The sequence below is a fragment of the Nocardia sp. NPDC004604 genome (assembly GCF_040609795.1).
GTDB lineage: Bacteria > Actinomycetota > Actinomycetes > Mycobacteriales > Mycobacteriaceae > Nocardia.
This window is the reverse complement of record NZ_JBEXLC010000048.1, coordinates 29,264-52,174: the sequence shown is the minus strand read 5'-3', so window position 1 is coordinate 52,174 and position 22,911 is coordinate 29,264. Positions and strand designations below refer to the sequence as shown.

The window sequence follows — 22,911 nt, the reverse complement described above, 5'->3', positions numbered from 1 at the left end:
AACTACATCCACCCGAACGACACCCGCGACCGCCGCGTACGGCGACCGCCGCGGGCGATCGAAGACCTCAGGCCTTGGCGAGCTTCTTCGCATCCCGGCGGACACCGAACGCCGTAATGATCTCGATGATCCCCAGGATGATCAGCCACCAGCCCGCGACCAATGCCAGCGTCGCCACCGACCGGACCGGCCACGCGATCAGCACCACACCACCGATCGCGGTGATGACACCGAAGATGCCCTCCCAAACCCGGCCGGGCATCGCTGGCTCGGAGATCGCCGCCACCAGCACCGCGATACCGCGGAACAGCCAGCCGATACCGATCCACAGACCGAGCAACAGAATCGAGGCCAACTCGTCACGGAAACAGAAGACACCGATGATGATCGACAACACGCCACTGATGAACGCCAGCACCCGAATTCCGGTACTGGCAAATGTGCCGAACGCGGCCATCAACTGCAGAAAGCCGCTCACGACCAGATAGATACCGAAGATGATGCCCGCGGCCGCCAGCGTCACATCCGGCCACACCAGGATCATCACACCGAGGATCACCGCCAGGATGCCGGTGACCAGAACCGTCTGCCACGCACTGCGCGCAAGCGACTGCAGAGGACCCTCTAGCACGCTGTTTGTCGTCATAACGAAATGCTATGCCTTGCGTCAGCGGTTTTCTGCGCATTTGCTAGACAACGCGGTGAGCGGCCGACGCTAGGCTGGGACGCTGATGTTGACCATCCACGCGATACCGAATCGGTCCATGCACATCCCGAACTCGTCACCCCACATCTGCTTCTCCAATGGCACGGTTATGGTGCCACCGGCAGTGAGCTCGTCCCAGTAGCCGCGCAGCTCATCGGCGTCGTCACCGCTGAGACTGATCGAAATGCTGCTGCCAGGTTTGTATTCCATGCCGGGTGGGGTATCCGAAGCCATCAGTGTGAAACCGCTCGGCGTCTCCAGCATGCCGTGCATGACCAGATCCGCACCGGGCGCGTCCTTATCCCCCATATCCCCGAAGGTTTGAATGGACAGCGTGCCGTCGAACACGTCTCGATAGAACTCGAGCGCGGCGCGCGCCGTGTCTCCGAAACTGATGTACGGGTTGAGCCTGGAGGCCATCTGGAACGCTCCTCGGTGTAGGTGCCGCCGTCGCCGAGGTTAGTCCTCCGGCCCGGACAGCGGACTCGGTAACGGGCTACTCACTCACGTTTATCGCCGATCAGGCTCGGGTAGTCATCCCTAAGTGGCTCTCGTCGTGTGCACCCATGCGGTGAAGCGGGTGGGTCGGGTTCGCGATCTCAGGTGGCTAGGAGAAGAGGGTGGCCGTTGTTCTCGTCCTGCAGGCACGTGGCCTCGGTGATCTACTCACCGCGGTTCCCGCGTTGCGCGCGTTGCGACGGGCGAAGCCGCATGATCAGATCGTTCTGGCGGCCCCGCACCGCTTGAAACCGATCGTCGATCTCATCGCTTCCGTCGACACCATGGTGCCGACGGCAGAACTCAGTGACCTGCGCTGGGGTGCCACCCCACCCGCACTCGCGGTAAATCTGCACGGTGCGAGCGCCGAGAGCATCGTCGCGCTCACCAAGACCGATCCCGGCCGCATCCTCTCCTACCGCAATCTGGCCTTTCCCGAATTGGAAGGCCCGGAGTGGCACACGGATATGCATCACGTCGAGCGCTGGTGTCATCTGCTCGAATCCGACGGCATCGTCGCCGACCGGCGCAATCTCGGACTGGTCCCGCCGGTCGCCACCACCAGCCATCGCGATTGCGTCGTCGTACATGTCGGCGCGGGCGCGCCGGCGCGCCGCTGGCCGCCCGACCGGTTCGCCGCCGTCGTGCGCCATCTGCTCGTGCTCGGTCGCGAGGTGGTACTCACCGGTGACGAATACGAGCGCGATATCGCACTGAATGTCGCCGCGCGCGCGGGCCTACCGATGGGCCGGGTGCTGGCGGGCGAGCAGAACCTCATCGAGCTCGCAGCCACGGTCGCCGAGGCCGCACTGGTCATCTCCGGTGATACCGGCGTCGCGCATCTGGCTACCGCCTTCGGGACCCGCACCGTATTGCTATTCGGTCCGACGACGCCGCGCTGGGGTGGGCCACCGCCACATCTGCTCGGCAGGCATGCGGTGCTGTGGGCCGGTCAGATCGGCGACCCGATGGCCGATACGCCCGATCCTGGACTGCTGCGGATCGGCGTTACCGAGGTGGTCACCGCCGTCGACAAGCAACTCGCCAAGCGCGCGTGGCCCGGCAGCGGAAGCAATCGCGGGCGAACGGCGTATCGCCGCGTGGGCTGATCGCCGACTCCGCGCCAGGGGCGCAAGGAACGCGGTTCCGGACAGGGGCGCGCCAGGCGATTCCGGAGGCAGGTGCCGCAGTTGGCGGGGCAGACCTGCCGCTGTAGACAGTCAGCCGCTGGGGCCTCGAGCATTCGTTTCGGGCGCAGTCTCGGCGCGAGCGCTGCTCAGCGCGGCGGCATAGGCCGCGAGCGCGCTGGGCCAGAACTGCTCCAGGTAGTCACGCGCATCGCCGAGTCCGCGTGGGTCGAGGAAATACAGGTGCCGGTTGCCGTCCGGGCGCATCATGACCAGCCTGGCCTCGCGCAGCACACGCAGATGCTGGGAGACCGCGGAGCTGGTCACCCCGACGAGCTTCGCCAGGTCGCCGACGGCCAGCGGCGCGGTCGGCAATGCCTCGAAGATGGCCCTGCGGGTGGGGTCGGCCAGTGCCTCGAGCGCGCGAACTCCTTTAGTCGGCACTGAAATAGTGTGATCGACCGGCATCCTTCTGGTCAATTCTGCGCACTACGGACTTTCACCAGGTAGACATAACTTCCACGCAGTGCCGTTACACAGCTGTTACATATCAACAGGGTTTTTGTTGACCTGTGATGGTTGCCACACGATTGCGGTCCTCGAATGGCAGTCCCGTACGTTCAAGCCATGTTCGTGACCGTACCGTTATCTTTCCGTCGCGGCGCGACCCGTTCACGCCGCAACCGCACCACCACCCGGGCGGTCGCCGTTGCCGCGGTCGTCAGCGCCTCGCTCGGCGTGCTGGCCGCCGCGGACCCCAACGCAGCGCCCGGCGTCAGCACCGGAAAGACCGACCAGTCGACCACCGATTCGGCCAGCGCCGCCGTCGCCTTCACCGCCTTCACCCTGCCTGATGTGCAGATGCCGCAGACCGTCCCCGATGCCGTCGTCTGGGAGCCGAACCGCCTGGCCGCCGAGGCCCGGCCACGCACCGTTCGCCCCATCGCGGGCGTGCTGACATCCAATTTCGGGATGCGGTGGGGCGCACTGCATGCGGGCCTCGACTTCGCCGACCCCATCGGCACCCCGATCGCCGCGGTCACCGACGGCACCGTGATCGAGGCGGGCCCGGCCTCGGGCTTCGGCCTGTGGGTGCGGGTGCAGCAGGACGATGGCACCATCGGCATCTACGGCCACGTCAACGACATCATCGCCACCGTCGGCCAGCAGGTGCGCGCGGGCGACGTCATCGCGACCGTGGGCAACCGCGGCTTCTCCACCGGCCCACACCTGCACTACGAGGTTCACCAGGGCGACGGCGCGCCGATCGATCCGATGCCCTGGCTCGGCTCGCGCGGTATCGCCGTCGGTATCGCCACGGAGTAGGCGGACTCTCCGGCCGGCAACACATGCCCACCGATTCGAGGTCCCGCCTCGGATTCGGGCGGGATCGGACTCGGCCATCGCGGTATTCACGATTCGATGAGGGGATCGCGGATATCGCGATGGCCGATTTCTAGTACCCCGGTACTACCCGCGAATGGCGCCGCAGCGGGACGTGGTCGCGTGCCATCGGTTCCTACCGTCGGATCATGCCGACGATCGATACCCTTTCTGCCCCTGGTCATTCCACGCTGCCTCGGCACCGTCGCCGCACCGCACTCGATCTGCCACGCGGAGGTCGCCTGCATCGCCCGCTGCTGTGGATGGTGGCCGTGATGGGCACCCTCGTGCTGTTCTGCGTGGGCGGCATGGCATTCGACGATCGGATGCTGCTCGGTGAATCCGTCTGGCTCAAACCGTTCAAGTTCGGGCTCGCGTTCGTACTCTACGGATTCACGCTGGCCTGGTTGCTGTCGTTGCCGCACAAGGGAAGTCGGGTCAGCTGGTGGATGGGGACGGTGTTCGCGATCACCGGATTCATCGACGTCGGATTCATTGTGGTGCAGGCCGCACGCGGCACCTACAGCCATTTCAATCATGAAACCGATGCGGTGAATTCGATCGGGCAGCTGGTGTTCGCCGCCGGTGTGCCCGGGCTGTTCTTCGCGAATCTGATTATCGTGCTGATCCTTTCGTGGCAGCGGCTGGTGGACCGGCCTACCGCGCGGGCCATTCACGCCGGACTCGGACTCGCCGTCGTCGGAATGGCACTCGGCTATCTGATGGGGTTCACCGGCAAGCAGTTGGTGCGGAACGCCGACGGCAATGTGGTGGAGTTGGTTGCGGGACATACGGTGCTGAACAATCCGTCTCTGGACGCACGCGACGGAGTCGGCGGTATGCCGATCACACACTGGAGCACCATCGGCGGCGACCTGCGGATCCCGCATTTCCTGGGGCTGCACGCCATCCAGGTGCTGCTGCTCGCGGTAGTGGCGCTGGCCTGGTTGGCGCCGCGCTATCCATGGTTGCGCGCCGAACGTACCCGCGCCGGGCTGATCGGGGTGCTCGCTCTCGGCTATGCCGGGCTGCTCGCGATCGTGTTCTGGCAGGCGATGCGGGCGCAGTCACTGGTGCATCCGGATGGCAACACGCTGCTGGCGTTCGGTGGGTTGCTGTGGGTGGTCGGCCTGCTGACCTTCGCCGTGTACTGGCGGGCCCGGGCCGCAGTGCACAACACCTCGAGCGCCGCGCGGTTGTCCACGGCGGGCGCCCGGCCCCGCGGGTGATCCGATGGGGCTCGCCGCAGGGTACGCGCGCCGGGGTCGTTTAAGCTCCTGCTCCTATGGCCCTCAGCGCAACACTGCACAACTTCACCGTCCATCTGGCCGACGTCGACCGCGGTGTCTATCAGGAGTTGGAGTTGCGGGTGGCGCGCCACCCATCCGAAACGGCCGAGTTCATGCTGACGCGGCTACTCGCCTACTGCCTCGAATACGAGGAGGGCATCACCTTCAGCGACGGCGGAGTATCCGCCACCGACGAACCCGCGGTGTTGGTGCGCGATCTCACCGGACGCCTCACCGCCTGGATCGAAGTCGGCGCCCCCGACGCCGAGCGCGTGCACCGCGGCAGCAAAATGGCTGAGCGCGTTGCCATCTACACCCATCGCGATCCGGTCAAGGTGCTGGCGCAGCTCACCGGCAAGCGGATCCATCGCGCAGAAGCGATTCGGCTCTACAGCTTCGATCGGGGCTTCATCGATGCGGGCGTCGCCGCGATCGAACGCCGCAACACCATCACCGTATCCATCACCGAACGACTGCTGTACCTGGATCTCAACGGTACGGACCTGAGCACACCGGTCGCAGAGCACCGGTTGGCCTAGCCTGCGACTCGGTCTGCGCTCACCGCAAGCGTTCGGCCTCGCGGGTCAGTGTCAGCAACGTGGCGCTCAATGCCCTCAGCTCTTCGGTGTCCGCACCCTCGCCGATGGCGGTGGCGACGTCCTCGGCAGCGCATCGGGCGGCGAACCAGCGGTCGGCCAGATCGGCCGCCTCCTGTGCGCTCAGTACCACCGAATCATCGGGAATCCCGGTTCCCTTCAAGCTGTTGCGGTGTTCGTAGGCGCGTTGGCGGCAGGACTGACGGCAGTACCGGCGACGGCGACCGGCCTCCGATTCGACGATCTCCCGCCCACACCACAGGCAGCAGGACAGCAAGCGGCGCGACATGACGCAGAACATTAACGGTTCCGGCCGCCGGATGGGGCTCGTGGCCCCGGATTGCCGCCGCGGCGCGGTCGTGGCGGATCGCATCCGTGTCACGCACTACAATGGAACAGTTCACGGCCGCTAGGGACGGCGCGCGGCGCACTCGAAAGGGTCAGCGGGCGTCGGGAACTATTGGCGCAGGCACGGTCGTTACACCTAAGGTCCAGCGAGCGTCAGGCGCTCGTCCGGCTGAGTCCGCCGAACGGACGCGGCCGCAGCGCAACAAGACTCGAGCACACAGGGAGAGGCACACCATGGCAGATCGCGTACTCCGGGGCAGTCGGCTCGGAGCGGTGAGCTACGAAACCGATCGCGACCACGACCTGGCCCCGCGACGGATCGCTCGGTACCGGACCGATAACGGCGAGGAATTCGACGTCCCGTTCGCCGACGATGCCGAAATCCCCCCGACCTGGCTCTGCCGCAACGGCCAGGAGGGCACCCTCATGGAGGGCACCACTCAGGAGACCAAGAAGGTCAAGCCGCCCCGCACCCACTGGGACATGCTGCTCGAGCGTCGCAGCAAGGAGGAGCTGGAGGAGCTGCTGAAGGAGCGCCTCGATCTGCTCAAGACGCGGCGCCGGGTCTAGGTTTCTTCTCGGGTGTAGGGCTTCGAGCCGGACAATGTTCGAACCAGCGGCCCTGCGCACGGAAGCCTTTCGAGACAAAAGGAAGGCCGCTTGCGTCAAGCGATGCAAGCGGCCTTTCTCGTGCCCATGAACGCTGGCTGAGTGCCGAACCGTCGACAGCGACCGGGTCAGCGCCGTCCCGCCGATCCGGACGCGCTCAGCGTCGCCTCGGCAGCGGGTGGGCGGTACTACTTGCTGGCGACCTTGCGGTAGCGGATCAGGGCCAGGGGTACGACCACGATGAGGATGGCGAGAGAGCAGGCTACGGCGTATGCGATGCAGTGCTCGGCGGGCCAACCGGTGGGCGTGCCGAAGCTGGGGGGTGCGCCATTGTCGAACAGTTTGCGGCCCGCGGCGGATACCGCGGTGATGGGGTTCCATTCGGCAACCGCGCGCATGGGCCCGGGGAGGGACTCGGCGGAAACGAAGGCCGAGGAGATGAACGTCAGCGGGAACAACCAGATCAGGCCCGCGCTCTGAGCCACTTCGACGGTGGGCGAGAGCAGGCCGGTGAGCGCGCCGACCCAGGACATGGCGAAGGCGAACAGCAGGATCACCGCGAACGCCAATAAGGCGTCGGCGATGCCGCCATTGATCCGCCAGCCGACCACATAGCCGCAGCCGACCATGACGGCCAGACTCAGGATGTTCACCACCAGATCCGACAGCGTGCGCCCCATCAGCACCGCCAGCCGCGACATGGGCAGGGTGCGCATGCGGTCGATAATCCCCTTCTCCAGATCGCCCGCCAGACCGACGGTAGTGAATGCGGCATTGAAAGCAACTGTCTGGGTGAAGATTCCGGCCAGCAGGAATTCCCGATATTGGCCGCCGCCGAGTGAGGCGCCGAAGATGTAGGCGAACAGGAATACGAACATCAACGGCTGAATCGTCGCGGTCACCAGCAGGGTCGGGACGCGCAGGATGGTCAGCAGATTGCGGTAGGCGACGATCGCGCTGTCCCGGATGATCCGGGCGTGCGGCGGCGGAATCTCCTGGGGGGATTCGGTTTTCACGGTCGGTTCTGCTTCGGCGCGCGCGACTGCGGTGCTTATCAAGACAAGATCTCCTCTTGTACATCGTCGGTTTCCGGCTCGGGTTCGCGCGCGGCGGTGCCGGTGAGGGACAGGAATACGTCGTCGAGACTGGGCCGACGCACGCTGGCGTCGACCACACACACCCCGGCGTCGTCGAGCCTGCGCAGCGCCTCGACCATGGTGCGCGAGCCATCGCCGACCATGATGGAGGCTTCGTCCGCGCCTGGATCGTGGGTCGGCTCACCGATGCCGACCTGCGCCAGGATTGTCAACGCTGGCTTCACCTCTTGACCCGCGGCCAAGGTGACGGTGAGCCGGTCGCCGCCGATGGAGGTTTTCAGCTCGTCGGCCGACCCCTTGGCGATGACGCGGCCGCGATCGATGACCGTGATGCGGTCGGCCAGCAGATCGGCCTCTTCCAGGTACTGGGTGGTGAGCAGCACCGTGGTGCCGTCGTCGACGAGATCACCGATGACGCGCCACATATCCAGTCGCCCACGCGGATCCAGTCCGGTGGTCGGCTCGTCCAGCACCACGACCGCGGGCCGGGCGACCAATGCCCCGGCCAGGTCGAGGCGCCGCGCCATCCCGCCGGAGTAGGTGCCAGCGCGGCGATGCGCCGCGTGGTCCAGACCGAAGGCGCTCAACAATTCCGACGCGCGCGAGGTGGCCTGCCGCTGCGACATTCCGTACAGCCGCGCCACCATGCGCAGATTCTCATATCCGGTCAGATTGGCGTCGACCGCCGCGTACTGACCGGACAATCCGATCCGCCGCCGCGCCGCTGCCGGATCACGCAAGACGTCGACCCCCGCGACCCGCACCGAACCGGCACACGGCCGCAGCAGGGTGGTCACGATGCGCACCGTCGTCGTCTTGCCAGCACCGTTGGGACCCAGCAGACCCATTACCGTCCCCGCCGGTATCTGCAGGTCGATCTCGTCCAGCACCCGCACCCGACCGTAATTCTTGACCAGGCCCAGCACCTCGACCGCAAGGCTCACGACTCCGCCTCGCTCGCGCTCGGCTCCGTCGTAGGCCATGGCGCGCTGTGCTCACGATTCACTCGCTGTCGCTCGCTCATGCCTCTCCCTCGATGTTCGACACCGGCATCTCCACCAGCGCCGCCCTGACCGTGGGCTGCTCGCCACGGCCTATGGATTGCTCACCTCGCTCACTCACAGCTGTCTCCTTCTCCGACCCCGGGCGCCGGTGTCGAAGGCCGCACGTTGCTGGCGATATCTCGCACGAATCTGCCTCGGTAACACCGGGTTCCGTCCGAGCATCCGGACGCTCGGAGGATCGATTTTGTTCGAAACCCGCCGCACACGGCCACAGCCTCTGACGCGCGACGCCGCCATGACCGGCGCTGCCGTACGTGCCGACGCCGGTCCCGGTGCGCGGGACCGACTCGCGTCTTTTCCCGACGCCACCGAACCCGCACCCGGTACCACCCGGTACCGAGCGGGCTGTTGCGCGCTCGACAGTCACTGTCGCGCCTCACGCGCTCGTGCCGCCGCGGCTTCGAGGTGTTCGTTGAGCACCGGCCCGATGACGGCAAGTGATTCCGGTGTCGTCATGGCCGAATGCTTGCAGCGCAGGTCGTGATTCTGGATGGTGCCGGTGATGAAGGGCTGCCAGGCAGCGGCGCGCCGGGTGGGATCGGTGCGGTTGATTTCATCATCGCCCGCGGTGAAGAACAGGAGGTCGCCGTTGAAGGTGCGGGGGCGGAAGCCGTGGGCGAGAACGGTGCCATTGGCGTAGCCCGCATAGAGGCGCTCCAGGTGTTCGACGGTCAGCGCGGCGAACGGGCCGGGGCGAGAACGCAGCAGTTCCGCGGCGTCGCGCAGGCTCATACTCTGGTCGAACTCGACGTCGTCGCCCAATGCGTCGCTGCCGAATTCGCCGATGATCTCGGCGACGGTCGGGATCGCATGTTCGAGCCATTCATCGCTGAGCTGGTAGCTGTCCATCATCGACAGCAGCGCGACCTCGTCACCGGCCTGCTGCAACTGGATCGCGACCTCGTGCGCGATCAGGCCGCCCAGCGACCAGCCGAGCAGGTGGTAGGGCCCCTGCGGCTGGATCGACTTGATATGCGCCACATAGCTTTCCGCGGCCTCGCCGATCGAATCGAACCCTTCCGCACCCGCGACATGCGGCGCCTGTAGTCCGTACACCGGACGGTTCGGTGCGAGGTGCGCCAGCAGACCCGAGTAGCACCAGGCCAGCCCGATCGCGGGATGGATGCAGAACAGCGGAGCCCGGCTAGCAGCGGTGCGGGCACGGATGGGCAGTATCGGCTCGAGTGTCGCGGCAATCGCCGCACCCGTGGTGCCGGTTCCATCCAGCCGGGCCGCGATGGCGGCCGGAGTGGAGTCGCCGAACATCAGCTGCACCGGGAGATCGATCCCGTTGGCGCGCAGCTGTGCCACGACCTTCGTGGCCAGCAGTGAGTTGCCGCCGAGTTCGAAGAACCCATCGTCGACACCCACCGTTTCGACACCGAGCACCGTCGCGAAGGCGGCACACAGCTGCGCTTCGGTCGGGGTGGTCGGTGCCCGATAGCCCTGTGTCGCGCTGAAGACCGGTTCCGGCAATGCGTTTCGGTCGAGTTTGCCGACCGGACTGAGCGGGATCTCGTCGATCAGCATGATCGATTGCGGCACCATGTAATTCGGCACCCGGGCGGCGACATGCTGTGTGAGCTCTGCGGTACTCGGCGTGATTCCGTTGCGCGCCTTCACATACGACACCAACGCCGTTGCACCGGCGGGCGTCCGGTACCCGATCGTGGTCGAGAACTCCACCGCGTGATGCTGGGCGAGCGCGGCGTCGATCTCGCCGAGTTCGATGCGGAAGCCGCGGATCTTCACCTGATGGTCGGTCCGGCCGACGTATTCGATCTCGCGGACCCCGTCGGGGCTGCGGCCGAACCAGCGCGCGAGATCACCGGTGCGGTACATCCGCTCACCCGGTTTGCCGTACGGATTCGCGATGAAGCGCTGCGCCGTCAGGCCGGGCCGGTTCAGGTAGCCCCGTGCCAGGGCGCTACCCGCCAGATGCAATTCACCGGTCACCCCGACCGGCGCCGGATGCAGACGCGCGTCGAGAATGGTCGCGTTGACACCGCGGATCGGGCCACCAATGGTTATCGGCCCGCCCGGCGTCATGGGCTGCGAGATCACCGTGACGATGGTGGTCTCGGTCGGCCCGTACACGTTGTACAGGTTGCGCCCTGGCGCCCAGCGACTGACCAGCTCGGGCGGCAACGCCTCGCCGCCGACCAGCACGTGCGAAAACTCGGTGACCCCGGTCGGATCGACCGTGCCCAGCGCCGAGGTGGTGATGAACGCGTGTGTGATCCCCTCGTCGATGAGCACCTTGCCCAGTTCGGCCCCGCCGACCACACCGGGTGGCGTGATCACCAGCGTCGCCGCGCCACCCAGTGCGAGCAGCAGGTCGAGCATGGCGGCATCGAAGCTCGGCGTGGCGAAATGCAGGACCCGGCAACCGGGGTGGACGTCGAAGCGCTGCGCGGTCTCCGCGGCGAAGTTCGACAACCCACCGTGAGTGACCACCACACCCTTGGGTGTGCCGGTCGAACCGGAGGTGTAGATGACGTACGCCGGATTGTCCAACCGCAGCAGGGCGGTCCGCTCTCCCGACCCGACACGCTCATCGGATGCGTCCAGTACCCGGCGGCGGAATTCGACGTCGTCGAGCACGAGCCACTCGGCGTCGCCGGGCATCCGATCGCGGTGCTCGGACAGCGTGATTCCCAGCGCCGCACCGGAATCGGTGAGCATATGACTGATCCGCTGTGCGGGGTACATCGGATCGACCGGTACGAACGCCGCACCCGCCTTGGCCACCGCGAGCATGGTCGCGACCGATTCGACCGAACGCGGAATCCCCAGCGCCACCAGCGTTTCCGGACCGACGCCACGTTCGATGAGCACCCGCGCCAGCCGGTTGGTCCACCGGTCGAGCGCGTCGTAGCTCACCTGGGTGTCGTCCGAGCGCAACGCGATGGCCTTGCGGTCGACATTCACCGCGACCTCGAACAGCTCCGGGAAGGTGACCGGCCGGTCCGCCCGCGCCCCACGTACCGGCGCGAGCCCGGACCATTCGGCGGGATCGAGCAGTTCCAGATCCCCCACCGCGGTGGTCGGATTCGCGGCGATGGCGGCGAGCAGGCGGACCAGTCGGGTGCCGAGCCACTCGGCGGTCTGCTCGTCGAACAGATCGCTCGCGTAATTGACCGCCAGCGTGATCCCGGCCGGTTCCCTTGTGTCGGTGTGGGATTCGGTCAGGGTGAACTGCAGATCGAACTTCGCGATACCAGTATCGACATCCTCCGCCTCGATCCACAGCCCGGGCAGATCTACCACCCGCACCGGATGATTCTGCACCGACAGCATCACCTGGAACATCGGGTGATGCGCCTGCGAGCGAACCGGATTCAGCACCTCGACGAGGCGTTCGAACGGCAGGTCGGCGTGCGCGAACGCGTCCAGATCGGTATCGCGCACGGTGTGCAGCAGATCGGTGAAGCTGGCGTCGGGATCTATCCGGGTGCGCAGCACCAGCGTGTTCACGAACATGCCGACCATCCGATCCAGCGCGGGATGGCCGCGCCCGGCGATCGGGGTGCCGACGACGATGTCATCGGTCGCGGTCATCCGGTGTAGCAGCACCGCGAGCGCGGCGTGCAGCACCATGAACATGCTGACGTTATTGCCGATGGCGATCTTGTGCAGTTCGCGATGGGCGAACGGATCGATGGCACATTCGACCGTGCCGCCGCGGTAGGTCGGTGCGGGCGGACGCGACCGGTCCGCGGGCAGGCTCAGCAGCTCCGGAATCCCGTCGAGGGTGCGCCGCCAGTAGTCGAGCTGGCGGTTCACCACCGAATCCGGCTCGTCCTCGCTGCCGAGCGTGTCCTGGTGCCACAGTGCGTAATCCGCGTACTGGACCTCGGATTCCGGCCAGTCGGGGGTCTTTTCCTCGCATGCCGCTCGGTATGCGACGGCCACGTCGGCGGCCAGGGGTTCCAGCGACCAGCCGTCGATGGCGATGTGGTGCACGACCAGTACCAGGATGTGCTCGGCCGACGCCGCTGGCGGCGCGTCGATGGCGCCGGCCGTATCGACCGTGATCAACGCGGCGCGGATCGGCACGGTCGTCGCCAGGTCGAATCCCGGCGTCGCGAAATCCTGTACAGCGCTGGGAACTTCCGCGGGCGGCATGGTCACGGCGAACACCGCGACCTCGGCGTCGGCGGGATCGAGCACTTGCTGTACGGGCGCCCCATCGATCTCGGGGAACACTGTGCGCAACGTTTCGTGCCGCCGTTGCACCGCGTGCAGCGCCCGCACCAGCGCATCGACATCGAGTTCGCCGTGCAGGCGCAGCACGACCGGAACGTTGTACGCACCAGCGGTAGTGCCCGCATCGGCGCCGATCTCGTTGAACCGGTTCAGGAACCACAGCCGGTACTGGGCAGCCGACAACGGAATCCGCTCCGGCCGCTCGCGGCGCGCCAGCTCCAGCCCGGTGTCCGCACCGGCTCCGGAGTCGAGCAGCGCCGCGAGTTCGGCGACCGTCGGCGCCGTGAAGACGGTCCGCACCTCGAGCCGAGTACTCGTCGCCGCGGCCAGGCGGGTCACGAGTTGCGTTGCCAGCAGCGAATTTCCGCCGATATCGAAGAAGCTGTCGTCGGCGCTCACGGTTTCGAGGCCGAGCAATTCGCCCATCACCTCGGCGACCATTCGCTCGGCGGCGGTCTCGGGTGCGCGCAGCGCGGCGCGCACCGTCAACTGTGGTTCCGGCAGTGCGGCGATATCCAACTTGCCGGTCGGGGTCAGCGGAATCCCTTCCAACACAGTGATACTGGCCGGAACCATATGCGCGGGCAGTTTTTCGGCAACATGGGCACGCACCGCGTCGATATCCAGCGTGCGCGTTTCGTCGGTGGGCTGAATGAACGAGACGATCCGGTCCGCACCCGCGATGTGGCGCACCTCGGTGTGCGCGAACCGCACATCTCGATGGTCGACGAGCACATTGGTGATCTCGCCGAGTTCGATGCGGAAGCCGCGCACCTTCACCTGATGGTCACTACGTCCGAGGTAGACGATTTCGCCCGCGGCATTCCAGCGCACCACGTCACCGCTGCGGTACATCCGCGAACCCGCGGGACCGTAGGGGTCGGCGACGAACCGTGTCGCGGTGAGCTCGAACCGGTCGAGATACCCACGCGTGACACCGAATCCGCCGAGGTACAGGTCGCCGGGCACACCGACCGGAACCGGGCGCATCCGCTCGTCGAGTACCAGCGCCCGCGCACCGCGCACCGGGGTGCCGATGGTGTTCGGCCCACCGACCGCCAGCGGATCCGAGATCGTGATGACGATGGTGGTTTCGGTCGGCCCATATACGTTGTGCATCTGCCGTCCCGGCGCCCAGCGGGCCACCAACTCGGCACCGACGGCCTCACCACCCACCAGCAGTGCACGCAGGTTCGGCAATGACCACCGCTGCCGATCAATAGTGGCCAGCGCGGCCGGGGTGATGAACGCGTGGGTGACGCATTCGCGCTCCAGCAGCGCGGCCAGTTCGTCGCCACCATAGATATCGGTTGGGCAGATCACCATGGTCGCGCCGGATCCGATCGCGAGCAGCAAGTCCAAGATGGCCGCGTCGAAACTCGGTGAGGAGAAGTGCAGCGTGTGCGAATCCTGGTCGATTCGCATGCGGTCGCGGACCTCGTCGCCGAAATTCGACAGGCCGCTGTGGGTGACGGCCACGCCCTTGGGTTTTCCGGTCGAGCCCGAGGTGTAGATCACATACGCCAGATCGGCGATGTCGATGGTGCCCAGGCGGTCGTGGTCCTCGACCAGGCTGTCATCGAGTTCGGCCAGCTCATCGGCGAATTCGGGATCATCAATCAGCAACCAGTCGGTGACCGGTCCGTCCGCCGGGCACAGCCGATCAGCATGCACGGACATGGTAATGCCGACCTGGCAGCCGGAGTCCACCAGCATGTGCCGCACCCGGTCGACCGGGTAGTTCGGATCGACCGGCACGAACGCCGCACCGGATTTGGCGACGGCGAGCATCGTGACCACCGATTCGATCGAGCGGGTCAGGCCGAGCGCTACCCGGTCCCCCGCACCGAAACCGCGTTCGATCAGCGCCCGCGCCAAGCGATTCGAGCGCCGGTCGACCTCGGCGTAGGTCAGCGAGATGCTGCCCGCTCGAACGGCCGTGCGGTGCAGATTCCGATGCGCGGTCGCGGTGAAGTACTCGGCCAGCGTGCACTGCGGCGTGGACGGCGCGCCGATGGCCGGGGTGAGCACACGTCGCTCGAATTCGGTGCGCGCGTCGATATCTCGAACCAGCGCCCGTGGCGTACCGCTAATGGCCGCCAGCACCGCCAGGAGCCGATCGGCCAGCGTCTTGATCGTCGCGGCGTCGAAAAGCTCTGCGGCGTAGATGAATTCGAACGCGCGCCAAGACTCGCCCGAACCGGTGTCGCGGGACACCGTCGCCACCCGCAACTCCAGGTCGAATTTCGCCAGCGCGATATCCAGTTCCTCGGCGCGCAGTGCCAGGCCGGGCAGTTCGAGCGACGGCATCGGCCCGTCCTGCACCGTCAGCGCCACCTGGAACAGCGGATGGCGACTGCCACTATGGGCGCCGCGGCCCAGTTCCTTGACGATGCGCTCGAACGGAATATCGCCGTGCGCCATGGCGGCCAGCTCGGTATCCCGATCCGCGCGCAACAGCGTCGCGAACGAAATGTCCGGGTCGACGTCCGAACGCAATACCAGCGTATTGACGAACATGCCGACCAACTCGTCGAGCTTGGTGTCGTTGCGGCCCGCGACCGGCGTGCCGATCACGATATCGCGACCGCCGGTAACGAAACGCAGCAATACCGCGAGCGCCGAACGCAGCACCATGAACGTACTGACGCCTTGTTTGCGCGCAAGTTCGGCGAGGGCATGCTGCACCGGCTCGGGCACACTGAAGCGCACGGTGCCCGCCTGCTGTGTCGGCTGGGCGGGACGCGGCCGATCGTAGGGCAACGGCAGTTCCTCGGGCAGGTCCGCCAGCGCGGTGCGCCAGTACGCGAGCTGTTCGCTCGCGAGGCTCTGCGGATCGGCCTCATCGCCGAGGTAGGCCCGCTGCCACAGCCCGAAGTCCGCGTACTGCACCGGAAGTGGCGTCCAGGCGGGTACACCGCCCTCGTGCCTGGCCATGTAGGCGGCCGCCAGATCTTTGGTCAATGGCCCGAGCGACCAGCCGTCGGCGGCGATGTGGTGCAGCACGATGCCGAGCAGGTGCCGCCGAGTTTCGGTGCGTAGCAAGGTGATCCGCAGCGGAATGTCCCTGGTGAGATCGAATCCGGTACGCGCGAATGCCCGCAACGTCTGTTCGGCGGCGCCCTCGTCGGTCGGCACCACATCGAGTACCGGCACGGCCCGGACGGTGGGCAGTACCGATTGCTGTGCGCCCGCACCGTCCTCGGGGAAGACGGTGCGCAACACCTCATGTCGGTCCACCAGGTCGGTCAGTGCCGCGCGCAGAGCGGGTATATCCAGATCGCCGTCGATTCGAATGACGAATGCGATGTTGTACGCACTCGATTCGGGTGAAAATCGATTGAGGAACCACAGTCGCTGCTGGGGCAGCGACAATGGAATGCGTCCCGGACGTGGGATATGCACAGCCAGCGCCATCCGTTGCGTCCGGGGCGCTTCCGTTATGCGTGCCGCGATCCCGGCCACCGTCGGTGTCTCGAAGATCAGCCGCACCGGCAGGTCGACACCGAACTGCTCGTACAGCGCGGTCGCGAGCCGGGTGGCGAGCAGCGAATTGCCGCCCACGTCGAAGAAGCTGTCCTCGGCGCCGGTCACCGGGTGGCCGAGAATATCGCCGAACACTGTGGCGACCTGCCGCTCCAGTTCGGTGCGCGGTGCGCGCGAGGTACCGGCTGCCGCGAAAACCGGTGCGGGCAAGGCCTTTCGGTCGAGTTTGCCGGACGGGGTCACCGGCATCTCGTCGAGTACGGTGATCGCGGCGGGCACCATGTAGCCGGGCAGCCGCTGCCGCGCGGTCTCGGTGATATCGGCGGCATCGATCGCCTCGTCCGCGGTCACGTAGGCGATCAGGCGGGTCTCGCCCTCATCGTCGGTGTGGACGACCGTGAGCGCGCGCGCCACTCCCGGGTGCGCGCGAAGTACATGGTCGATCTCGCGCAGTTCGATACGGAAGCCGCGGATCTTGATCTGGTCGTCGGCGCGGCCGAGGAAGCGCAGCTGTCCGATCGGATCGGAGACCACGAGATCGCCGGTGCGGTACATCCGCTCCCCGCGCCTACCGAGCGGGTTGGCCGGGAAGCTCTGTGCGGTAAGGCTGTAGCGGCCGAGATAGCCGCGCGCCAGACCGGGACCGGACAGGTAGAGCTCTCCCGGCGTGCCCGGCGGGACCGGATGCAGTCGGCCATCGAGTACGAACAGCCGCATGCCGCGCACCGGCATGCCGAGCGGTACGGCACGGCCCGCGTGCATCGGACCACTGGCGGTAGCGGCGACGGTCGCCTCCGATGGTCCGTACATGTTGTGCATGCGGTGCCCGCGCGTCCAGCGCTCGACCAGTTCCTCCGAGCACGCCTCACCGCCGACGATGACGGCCTCGAGTTCGTCGAGTCCCTCGTTCGGCACGGTGGCCAGCGCGGCCGGGGTGATGAAGGCATGCGTGACACGCTCCGTGCGCAGCAATTCGGCAAGTTCGGCACCGCCGTACATGCCAGCGGGTGCGACGACGATGGTCGCGCCCGCCGCGAAGCCGAGCAGCATCTCCAGCACCGACGCATCGAAACTGGGCGAGGAGAAGTGCAATGTCCGTGCCGAATCCGTCACGCCGAACAGATGCATCTGCTCATTCGCCAGCGAGGCGATACCGGCGTGGGCGACGATTACCGCCTTCGGCTTTCCGGTGGAGCCGGAAGTGTAGATCAGGTAGGCCGGATGTCCGGTGCGCAGCGGGTAATGCCGATCCGCGTCGGTGACGGGATCGGTACCGTGTCGGGCGGATTCGGTGGCCAGCTCGTCGGATCCGAGCACCAGCCAGTCGACGTAATGCTTGCGGTGTTTGCCGCGCGCGGCGGGCCAGGCGGGCATGGCAACCAGGCAATCCGGCACGGTGAGTCCGAGCATGGCGCCGGAATCGGCGATCATATGCCCGATCCGCTCGGCCGGGTAGCTCGGATCGATCGGCACATATGCCGCACCGGTCTTCGCGACCGCCCAGATGGCCGCGATCGAGTCGAGACTGCGCGGCAGCGCGATCGCCACCACGACCTCGGGTCCGGCGCCGTGTTCGATCAGGGTGCGCGCCAGGCGATTCGACATCTCATCGAGTTCGCGGTAGCTGGTATCGGTGTCGTTATAACGCACGGCGATGGCATCGGGTACCCGCTCGGCGGTGTCGGTGAGCAACCGCGCCAGTGTGATCGACGGTTCGCCGGGTGCGCCCGCGATCGGCACCAGCTTCGCGGTCTCGCGCGTATCCAGGATGTCCAGATCACCGACCGGCATATTCGGCGCGGCGACAACGGCACCGAGTACGGCGATGAAGCGGTGGGCGAACGATTCGATCGTGCGCTGGTCGAAAACATCAGTGGCATAGCCGAATTCGGCGTGCAGCGGGCCATCGGACAGGCCGTCGTGCACCTCCAGCTGCAGATCGAATTTAGCGATATCGGCGGCGATCGGCAGCACCCGCGACTGCACACCGGGCAGATTGATGCTCAGATCGGGTGCGTGATCGTAGGACAACATCACCTGGAACAGCGGGTGCCTGGCGGCGGAGCGCTCCGGGTTGACGAGCTCGACCAGCCGCTCGAACGGCACATCAGCGTTGGCGAAGGCGTTGAGATCGGTTTCGCGGACAACGTCGAGCATCTGGTCGAATCCGGCTGTCGGATCGACCTCGGTCCGCAGTACCAGAGTATTGACGAACATGCCTACGAGGTCATCGAGCGCCGGATCGGAGCGACCGGCGATCGGGGTGCCGATGGTGACATCGGTGCTCGCGCACAGCCGGGCGAGCAGGGTGGCCAGTGTCGCGTGCAGCACCATGAACATGCTGACGCCCCGGCTGGCCGCGAGTTCGCCCGCGGCGCGGCGGATCTCGGGGGCGATGGTGAACTCGACTCGGCCGCCGGTGGTCGAGCGGCGCAGTGCACGCGGACGATCCAGCGGCAGGTCGAGCTGGTCGGGCAGACCGCGCAGGGCCGAGCGCCAGTAGGCGAGCTGACGGCTCAGTGCACTGGCCGGGTCGGCTTCGTCACCCAGCAGTTCCCGTTGCCACAGTGCGAAATCGGCGTACTGCACCGGCAGCGGCTTCCAGTGCGGTGTGGTGCCCTCCGCGCGCGCGGTGACGGCGGTCATCAGGTCCCTGGCCATTGGCGCCACCGACCAGCCGTCACCGCAGATGTGGTGCAGCACAATGAGGAAAACGTGCCGATCCGGTGCGGTGGTCCACAGTGCGACCCGAATCGGGGCCTGGCTGCGCAGGTCGAAGCCGTAGCCGGCGAACTCTTCGGCGAGTTCGCGTATATCGGCGCCGATGGCGTCGATCGGATCCAGGGTCAGCGGGATCTCGGTAGCAGGATGTATCAGCTGGCAGGGTCCGTCCGCCCCGTCCGGAAAAGTGGTGCGCAGGGATTCGTGGCGTTCGATCACATCGACGAGACCGGCTCGCAGCGCCACGAGATCGATCGGCCCGTCGATTTCGACGGCCAGCGGCATGTTGTATGCGGCGGCGTGTTCGGCGAAACGGTTGAGGATCCACAGCCGCTGCTGGGCCAGCGACAGCGGAATCCGTCGCGGCCGTTCGGCCGGGACCAGTTTCGGGGAGGACGCGTCCGGGTTGTGTGTGGCGAAACGCTCACTGAGCGCGGCGATGGTCGACGCCTCGAACAGGTCACGGATGGTCAGCCCGGCGCCGAGCGTGGCGTTTATCCGCGCCACCGCGCGTGCGGCGATGAGCGAATTGCCGCCCAGGTCGAAAAAGCCGTCCCCGACACCGATTTCGTCGATGCACAGGACTTCGCTGAAGATGCCGGCGAGTACCCGCTCCACCTCACTGCGCGGTTCGGCGGTGACCGGCCCGACCGGGCGGGCGATGACGGGTTCGGGCAGGGCCTTGCGGTCGATCTTGCCGTTGGCACTGAGCGGTAGTTCATCGAGAACCATCAGCGAGGCGGGCACCATGTAGTTGGGCAGGGTACGGCGCAACGCATTCTGCAGTGTGGTGGTGTCCAGGTCCGCCGTAAATGCCGGGGCGGCAACGACATAGGCGGCGAGCTCGTCGCCGGTTCGGCTGGTGTGGGCCACGCACACCGCGCGCGCGACCCGCTCGTCGGCCAGCAATGCCGCCTCGATCTCACCGAGTTCCATACGCAGGCCACGAATCTTGACCTGGAAATCGCTGCGGCCCAGGTATTCCAGCACGCCGCGATCCGAATCGTCCTCGTGCCGACCGAGATCCGGATCGCCCTGCCAGCGGGCCAAGTCGCCGGTGCGGTACATCCGAGCGCCGGGAGTGAACGGGTTGGCCACAAAACGGTCCGCGGTGAGCTGGGATTGGCCGAGATACCCGCGCGCCAGCTGGACGCCCGCAAGATACAGCTCCCCCGCTGCCCCCGGCGGCACCGGCCGCAGGAGCGAGTCGAGGACGTAGGTCTGGGTGTTCCACACCGGAGATCCGATGGGCACGGTGGCCGGTTCGGCCGAGCACGGCCAGTAGGTGACGTCGACGGCGGCTTCGGTCGGTCCGTACAGATTGTGCAGTTCCGGCCCGTGCAGGGCGGCGCGGAAATCGCGAACGGTGGCCGCGGGCAATGCTTCACCGCTGCAGAACACTCGGCGCAGACCGGCGCAATCGCGCACATCGGTGTCGGTGACGAACACCGACAGCATGGATGGCACGAAATGCGCCGTGGTGATGGACTTTTCGCTGATGATCCGAGCCAGGTAGGCGGGATCACGGTGCCCGTCGGGTTCGGCGATGACCAATCGCGCGCCGATCTGCAAGGGCCAGAAGAATTCCCAGACCGAGACGTCGAAGGTGGCCGGGGTCTTCTGCAGGACGGCGTCGGTGCCGTCGAGGGGGTATTCGTGCTGCATCCAGCGCAGCCGGTTGACGATCGCGGTGTGGGTTACACCGACGCCCTTGGGTTTTCCGGTCGAGCCGGAGGTGAAGATGACGTAGGCGAGATGGTCGGCGCGGAGCGGAGTGCGGCGGTCGCTGTCGGTGATCGGAGCGGCGTCGATATTCGACATGTCGACGGTGTCGATGGCCAGCACGGCCGCGCGCTCCGGGAGCGTGAGTTCGTCGCGGGCCGCGATCAATACGCACACGGGTTCGGCCTGCTCCAGGATCTGATCGATCCGCTCGGCGGGGTTCTCCGTATCAAGGGGCAGGTAGGCCGCACCCGCCTTGATGACCGCGTACATGCCGACGACGAGTTCGATGCTGCGCCGCAGGCACAAGGCGACCACCGTCTCCGGGCCCGCGCCGCGGGCGATCAGCAGGCGGGCCAGGCGGTTGGCCCGCTCGTCGAGTTCGCGGTAAGTCAGTGTCTCGTCGGCGAATTCGAGCGCGACCGCATCCGGGCAGATCATCGCGCGATCGGCGAACAGACCGGACAGGGTGCCCGGACGCAGTGCCGTCCCGGTGGCGTTCCAGGTGCGTAGCACGCGCTCGCGCTCGTCGTCGGTGATCGCGGCGAGGCTTTCGGCGTGGGTGTCGAGGTCGGCGGCGAGGAATCGGGTCAGGAAGTCCAGGAACCGGGCGTGGTGCGCCGTGACCTCGGTATCGGTGTAGAGCCCCGGGTTGGCCTCGAAGTCGATGTGGATGCGGCCGCCCTCGCCGTTGTACACATTGATGGAAAGGTCCTCGACCGGGCCGGTGGCGAGCACGTGCAGCGAGCCGAGCAGACTGCCGAACTTCAGCTCGTCATGGAACAGCATGATGTTGACCATCGGGCCGAAGAAGCCACGCGCGTCGCGGGAGTAGCCGCAGTCGCGGCGGATGTCGTCGTGTCGGTAGAGCTGATGCCGCAGCGCGCCGGTGATCTGCAATTCCGCGCCGCGCACCACGTCGCGGACGGTGGTGTCGGCGTCGAAGTGCAGCCGGATCGGCACCACATTGGAGACCACACCCGCGGAACGGCGCAGCGCGACCGTGGTCCGCGCGGAAACCGGCAGGCTCAGCACCACATCCGGATTGCCGGTCACCGAACGCACATAGCAGGCCAGTGCCGCGACGAACATGGTCGAGCTGTGGGTCTCGAATGCGGCCGTCGCCGCGTTCATGGCCGTCTCGGCGCGTTCGTCGAGGACCGCGCAAGCACGCCGCCGCCCCGCGTCGGGGGCGGCGGTCAGGCCGATCACATTGGACAGCGTCATCGGTCCACCAGCGCCCGCCAATTGCTCGAGCCAGTAGTCGCGGTCGGTGCGGAACCGGCCGGAATCCCGGTAGGTGGATTCGTCCGCATAGATTTTCGCCAGCGGCGTCGCGCGCGAGACGGCCGGTTCGGTGTGGTTTTCCAGCGCCGTATAGATCTCCGCGGTGCGGGTGAGCGCGTTCATCGCACCGTAGCCGTCGATCACGATGTGATGGCCGCGTGCGTACCAGATGTAGTCGGATTCGCCGGTTCGCAGCATTACGTTCGTGGTCAGCGGATCGCTCTCGAAATCGATCGGCGAGCTGGCGTGCTCGTTCATCCAGCGCAGCGCGGCAGCGTGTGGATCAGGCTCGTCGCGCAGATCGATCCGGTCCCAGCCCGGGCGGAAGGTGTGGTCGATCACCTGATGCGGGACGCCGTCGATCTCTACCAGGCGTACATGTCCAACCTGTGTTTCGGCGCCGAAGCGTTCGATCGAGTAGAGCAGGCGGCCGACATCCAGGTCGCCGTGGATCTCGACATACTGGGCGATGGTGAGCGGAACGTCGGGGCGAATCCGTTGGGCGTACCACAAGGCTGTTTGCGCAGGCGACAGTGCGAATGGTTGTGCCGAGAATTCACCAGAAGAGCATTGGTCGACGCGATCCGTGGCCAATGAACTCATCAATCACTCCTTCTGCCGCTGTTGATGCGCATCTCCCCGAGCACCGCCACCGCAGGCGCGCATGCGCCAGCCGTAGGACGTGATCCACGCCCATTGATTCGGAGCACCGGATGTAGCGGATGGCCAGCGTTGCTGATTTGTTTCACTTCCAACGCCGTCGGCGGCA

At 66.6% G+C, this 22,911-nt stretch carries 12 protein-coding genes; 5 read left to right on the top strand and 7 right to left on the bottom strand.

From position 1 onward, the window contains the following. Positions 1-67: 67 nt before the first annotated feature. Complete coding sequence (locus ABZW16_RS19080) at positions 68-646, bottom strand: DUF308 domain-containing protein (protein ID WP_354957236.1); 579 nt, start codon at positions 644-646, stop codon at positions 68-70. 69 nt (positions 647-715) lie between these two features. Beyond that, positions 716-1,126 (bottom strand): VOC family protein, encoded by a 411-nt coding sequence (locus tag ABZW16_RS19075; protein WP_354957235.1) that lies wholly within the window; start codon positions 1,124-1,126, stop codon positions 716-718. A gap of 200 nt (positions 1,127-1,326) precedes the next feature. Here ABZW16_RS19075 and ABZW16_RS19070 point away from each other — a divergent pair, with 200 nt between their 5' ends. Beyond that, positions 1,327-2,313 (top strand): glycosyltransferase family 9 protein, encoded by a 987-nt coding sequence (locus tag ABZW16_RS19070; protein ID WP_354957234.1) that lies wholly within the window; start codon positions 1,327-1,329, stop codon positions 2,311-2,313. 111 nt (positions 2,314-2,424) lie between these two features. Here the strand turns inward: ABZW16_RS19070 and ABZW16_RS19065 are convergent, their stop codons facing one another. Continuing rightward, entirely contained in the window at positions 2,425-2,775 is a 351-nt protein-coding gene (locus ABZW16_RS19065; RefSeq protein ID WP_354957233.1) for a metalloregulator ArsR/SmtB family transcription factor, read from the bottom strand. Positions 2,776-2,958: 183 nt separating this feature from the next. Between ABZW16_RS19065 and ABZW16_RS19060 the strand changes: the two genes are divergently transcribed. The 3 genes from ABZW16_RS19060 (at position 2,959) to ABZW16_RS19050 (ending at position 5,542) form a co-directional block, all read left to right on the top strand. Next, complete coding sequence (locus ABZW16_RS19060; protein ID WP_354957232.1) at positions 2,959-3,657, top strand: M23 family metallopeptidase; 699 nt, start codon at positions 2,959-2,961, stop codon at positions 3,655-3,657. 206 nt (positions 3,658-3,863) lie between these two features. Beyond that, positions 3,864-4,943, top strand: a complete 1,080-nt coding sequence (locus tag ABZW16_RS19055) for a hypothetical protein (protein ID WP_354957231.1) — start codon at positions 3,864-3,866, stop codon at positions 4,941-4,943. A gap of 56 nt (positions 4,944-4,999) precedes the next feature. Continuing rightward, positions 5,000-5,542 (top strand): YaeQ family protein, encoded by a 543-nt coding sequence (locus ABZW16_RS19050; protein WP_354957230.1) that lies wholly within the window; start codon positions 5,000-5,002, stop codon positions 5,540-5,542. A 19-nt stretch (positions 5,543-5,561) separates the two neighbouring features. On the opposite strand, the gene ABZW16_RS19045 is transcribed toward ABZW16_RS19050, so the two are convergent. Beyond that, the gene (locus ABZW16_RS19045) at positions 5,562-5,888 is read right to left on the bottom strand and encodes a hypothetical protein (protein ID WP_354957229.1); all 327 of its coding nucleotides are present in this window, start codon (positions 5,886-5,888) and stop codon (positions 5,562-5,564) included. Positions 5,889-6,181: 293 nt separating this feature from the next. Between ABZW16_RS19045 and ABZW16_RS19040 the strand changes: the two genes are divergently transcribed. Further along, positions 6,182-6,517, top strand: a complete 336-nt coding sequence (locus ABZW16_RS19040) for an RNA polymerase-binding protein RbpA (protein WP_040691372.1) — start codon at positions 6,182-6,184, stop codon at positions 6,515-6,517. A gap of 227 nt (positions 6,518-6,744) precedes the next feature. Here the strand turns inward: ABZW16_RS19040 and ABZW16_RS19035 are convergent, their stop codons facing one another. From ABZW16_RS19035 to ABZW16_RS19025, 3 genes are all read right to left on the bottom strand, one after another. After that, positions 6,745-7,527: an ABC transporter permease gene (locus tag ABZW16_RS19035; protein ID WP_354957245.1), complete on the bottom strand. Its 783-nt coding sequence runs from the start codon at positions 7,525-7,527 to the stop codon at positions 6,745-6,747. A gap of 83 nt (positions 7,528-7,610) precedes the next feature. Further along, the gene (locus tag ABZW16_RS19030) at positions 7,611-8,597 is read right to left on the bottom strand and encodes an ATP-binding cassette domain-containing protein (RefSeq protein WP_354957228.1); all 987 of its coding nucleotides are present in this window, start codon (positions 8,595-8,597) and stop codon (positions 7,611-7,613) included. Positions 8,598-9,080: 483 nt separating this feature from the next. Then, on the bottom strand, positions 9,081-22,745 hold the full coding sequence (locus ABZW16_RS19025) for an amino acid adenylation domain-containing protein (RefSeq protein WP_354957227.1): 13,665 nt from the start codon (positions 22,743-22,745) through the stop codon (positions 9,081-9,083). Between the last annotated feature and the right edge of the window lie 166 nt (positions 22,746-22,911).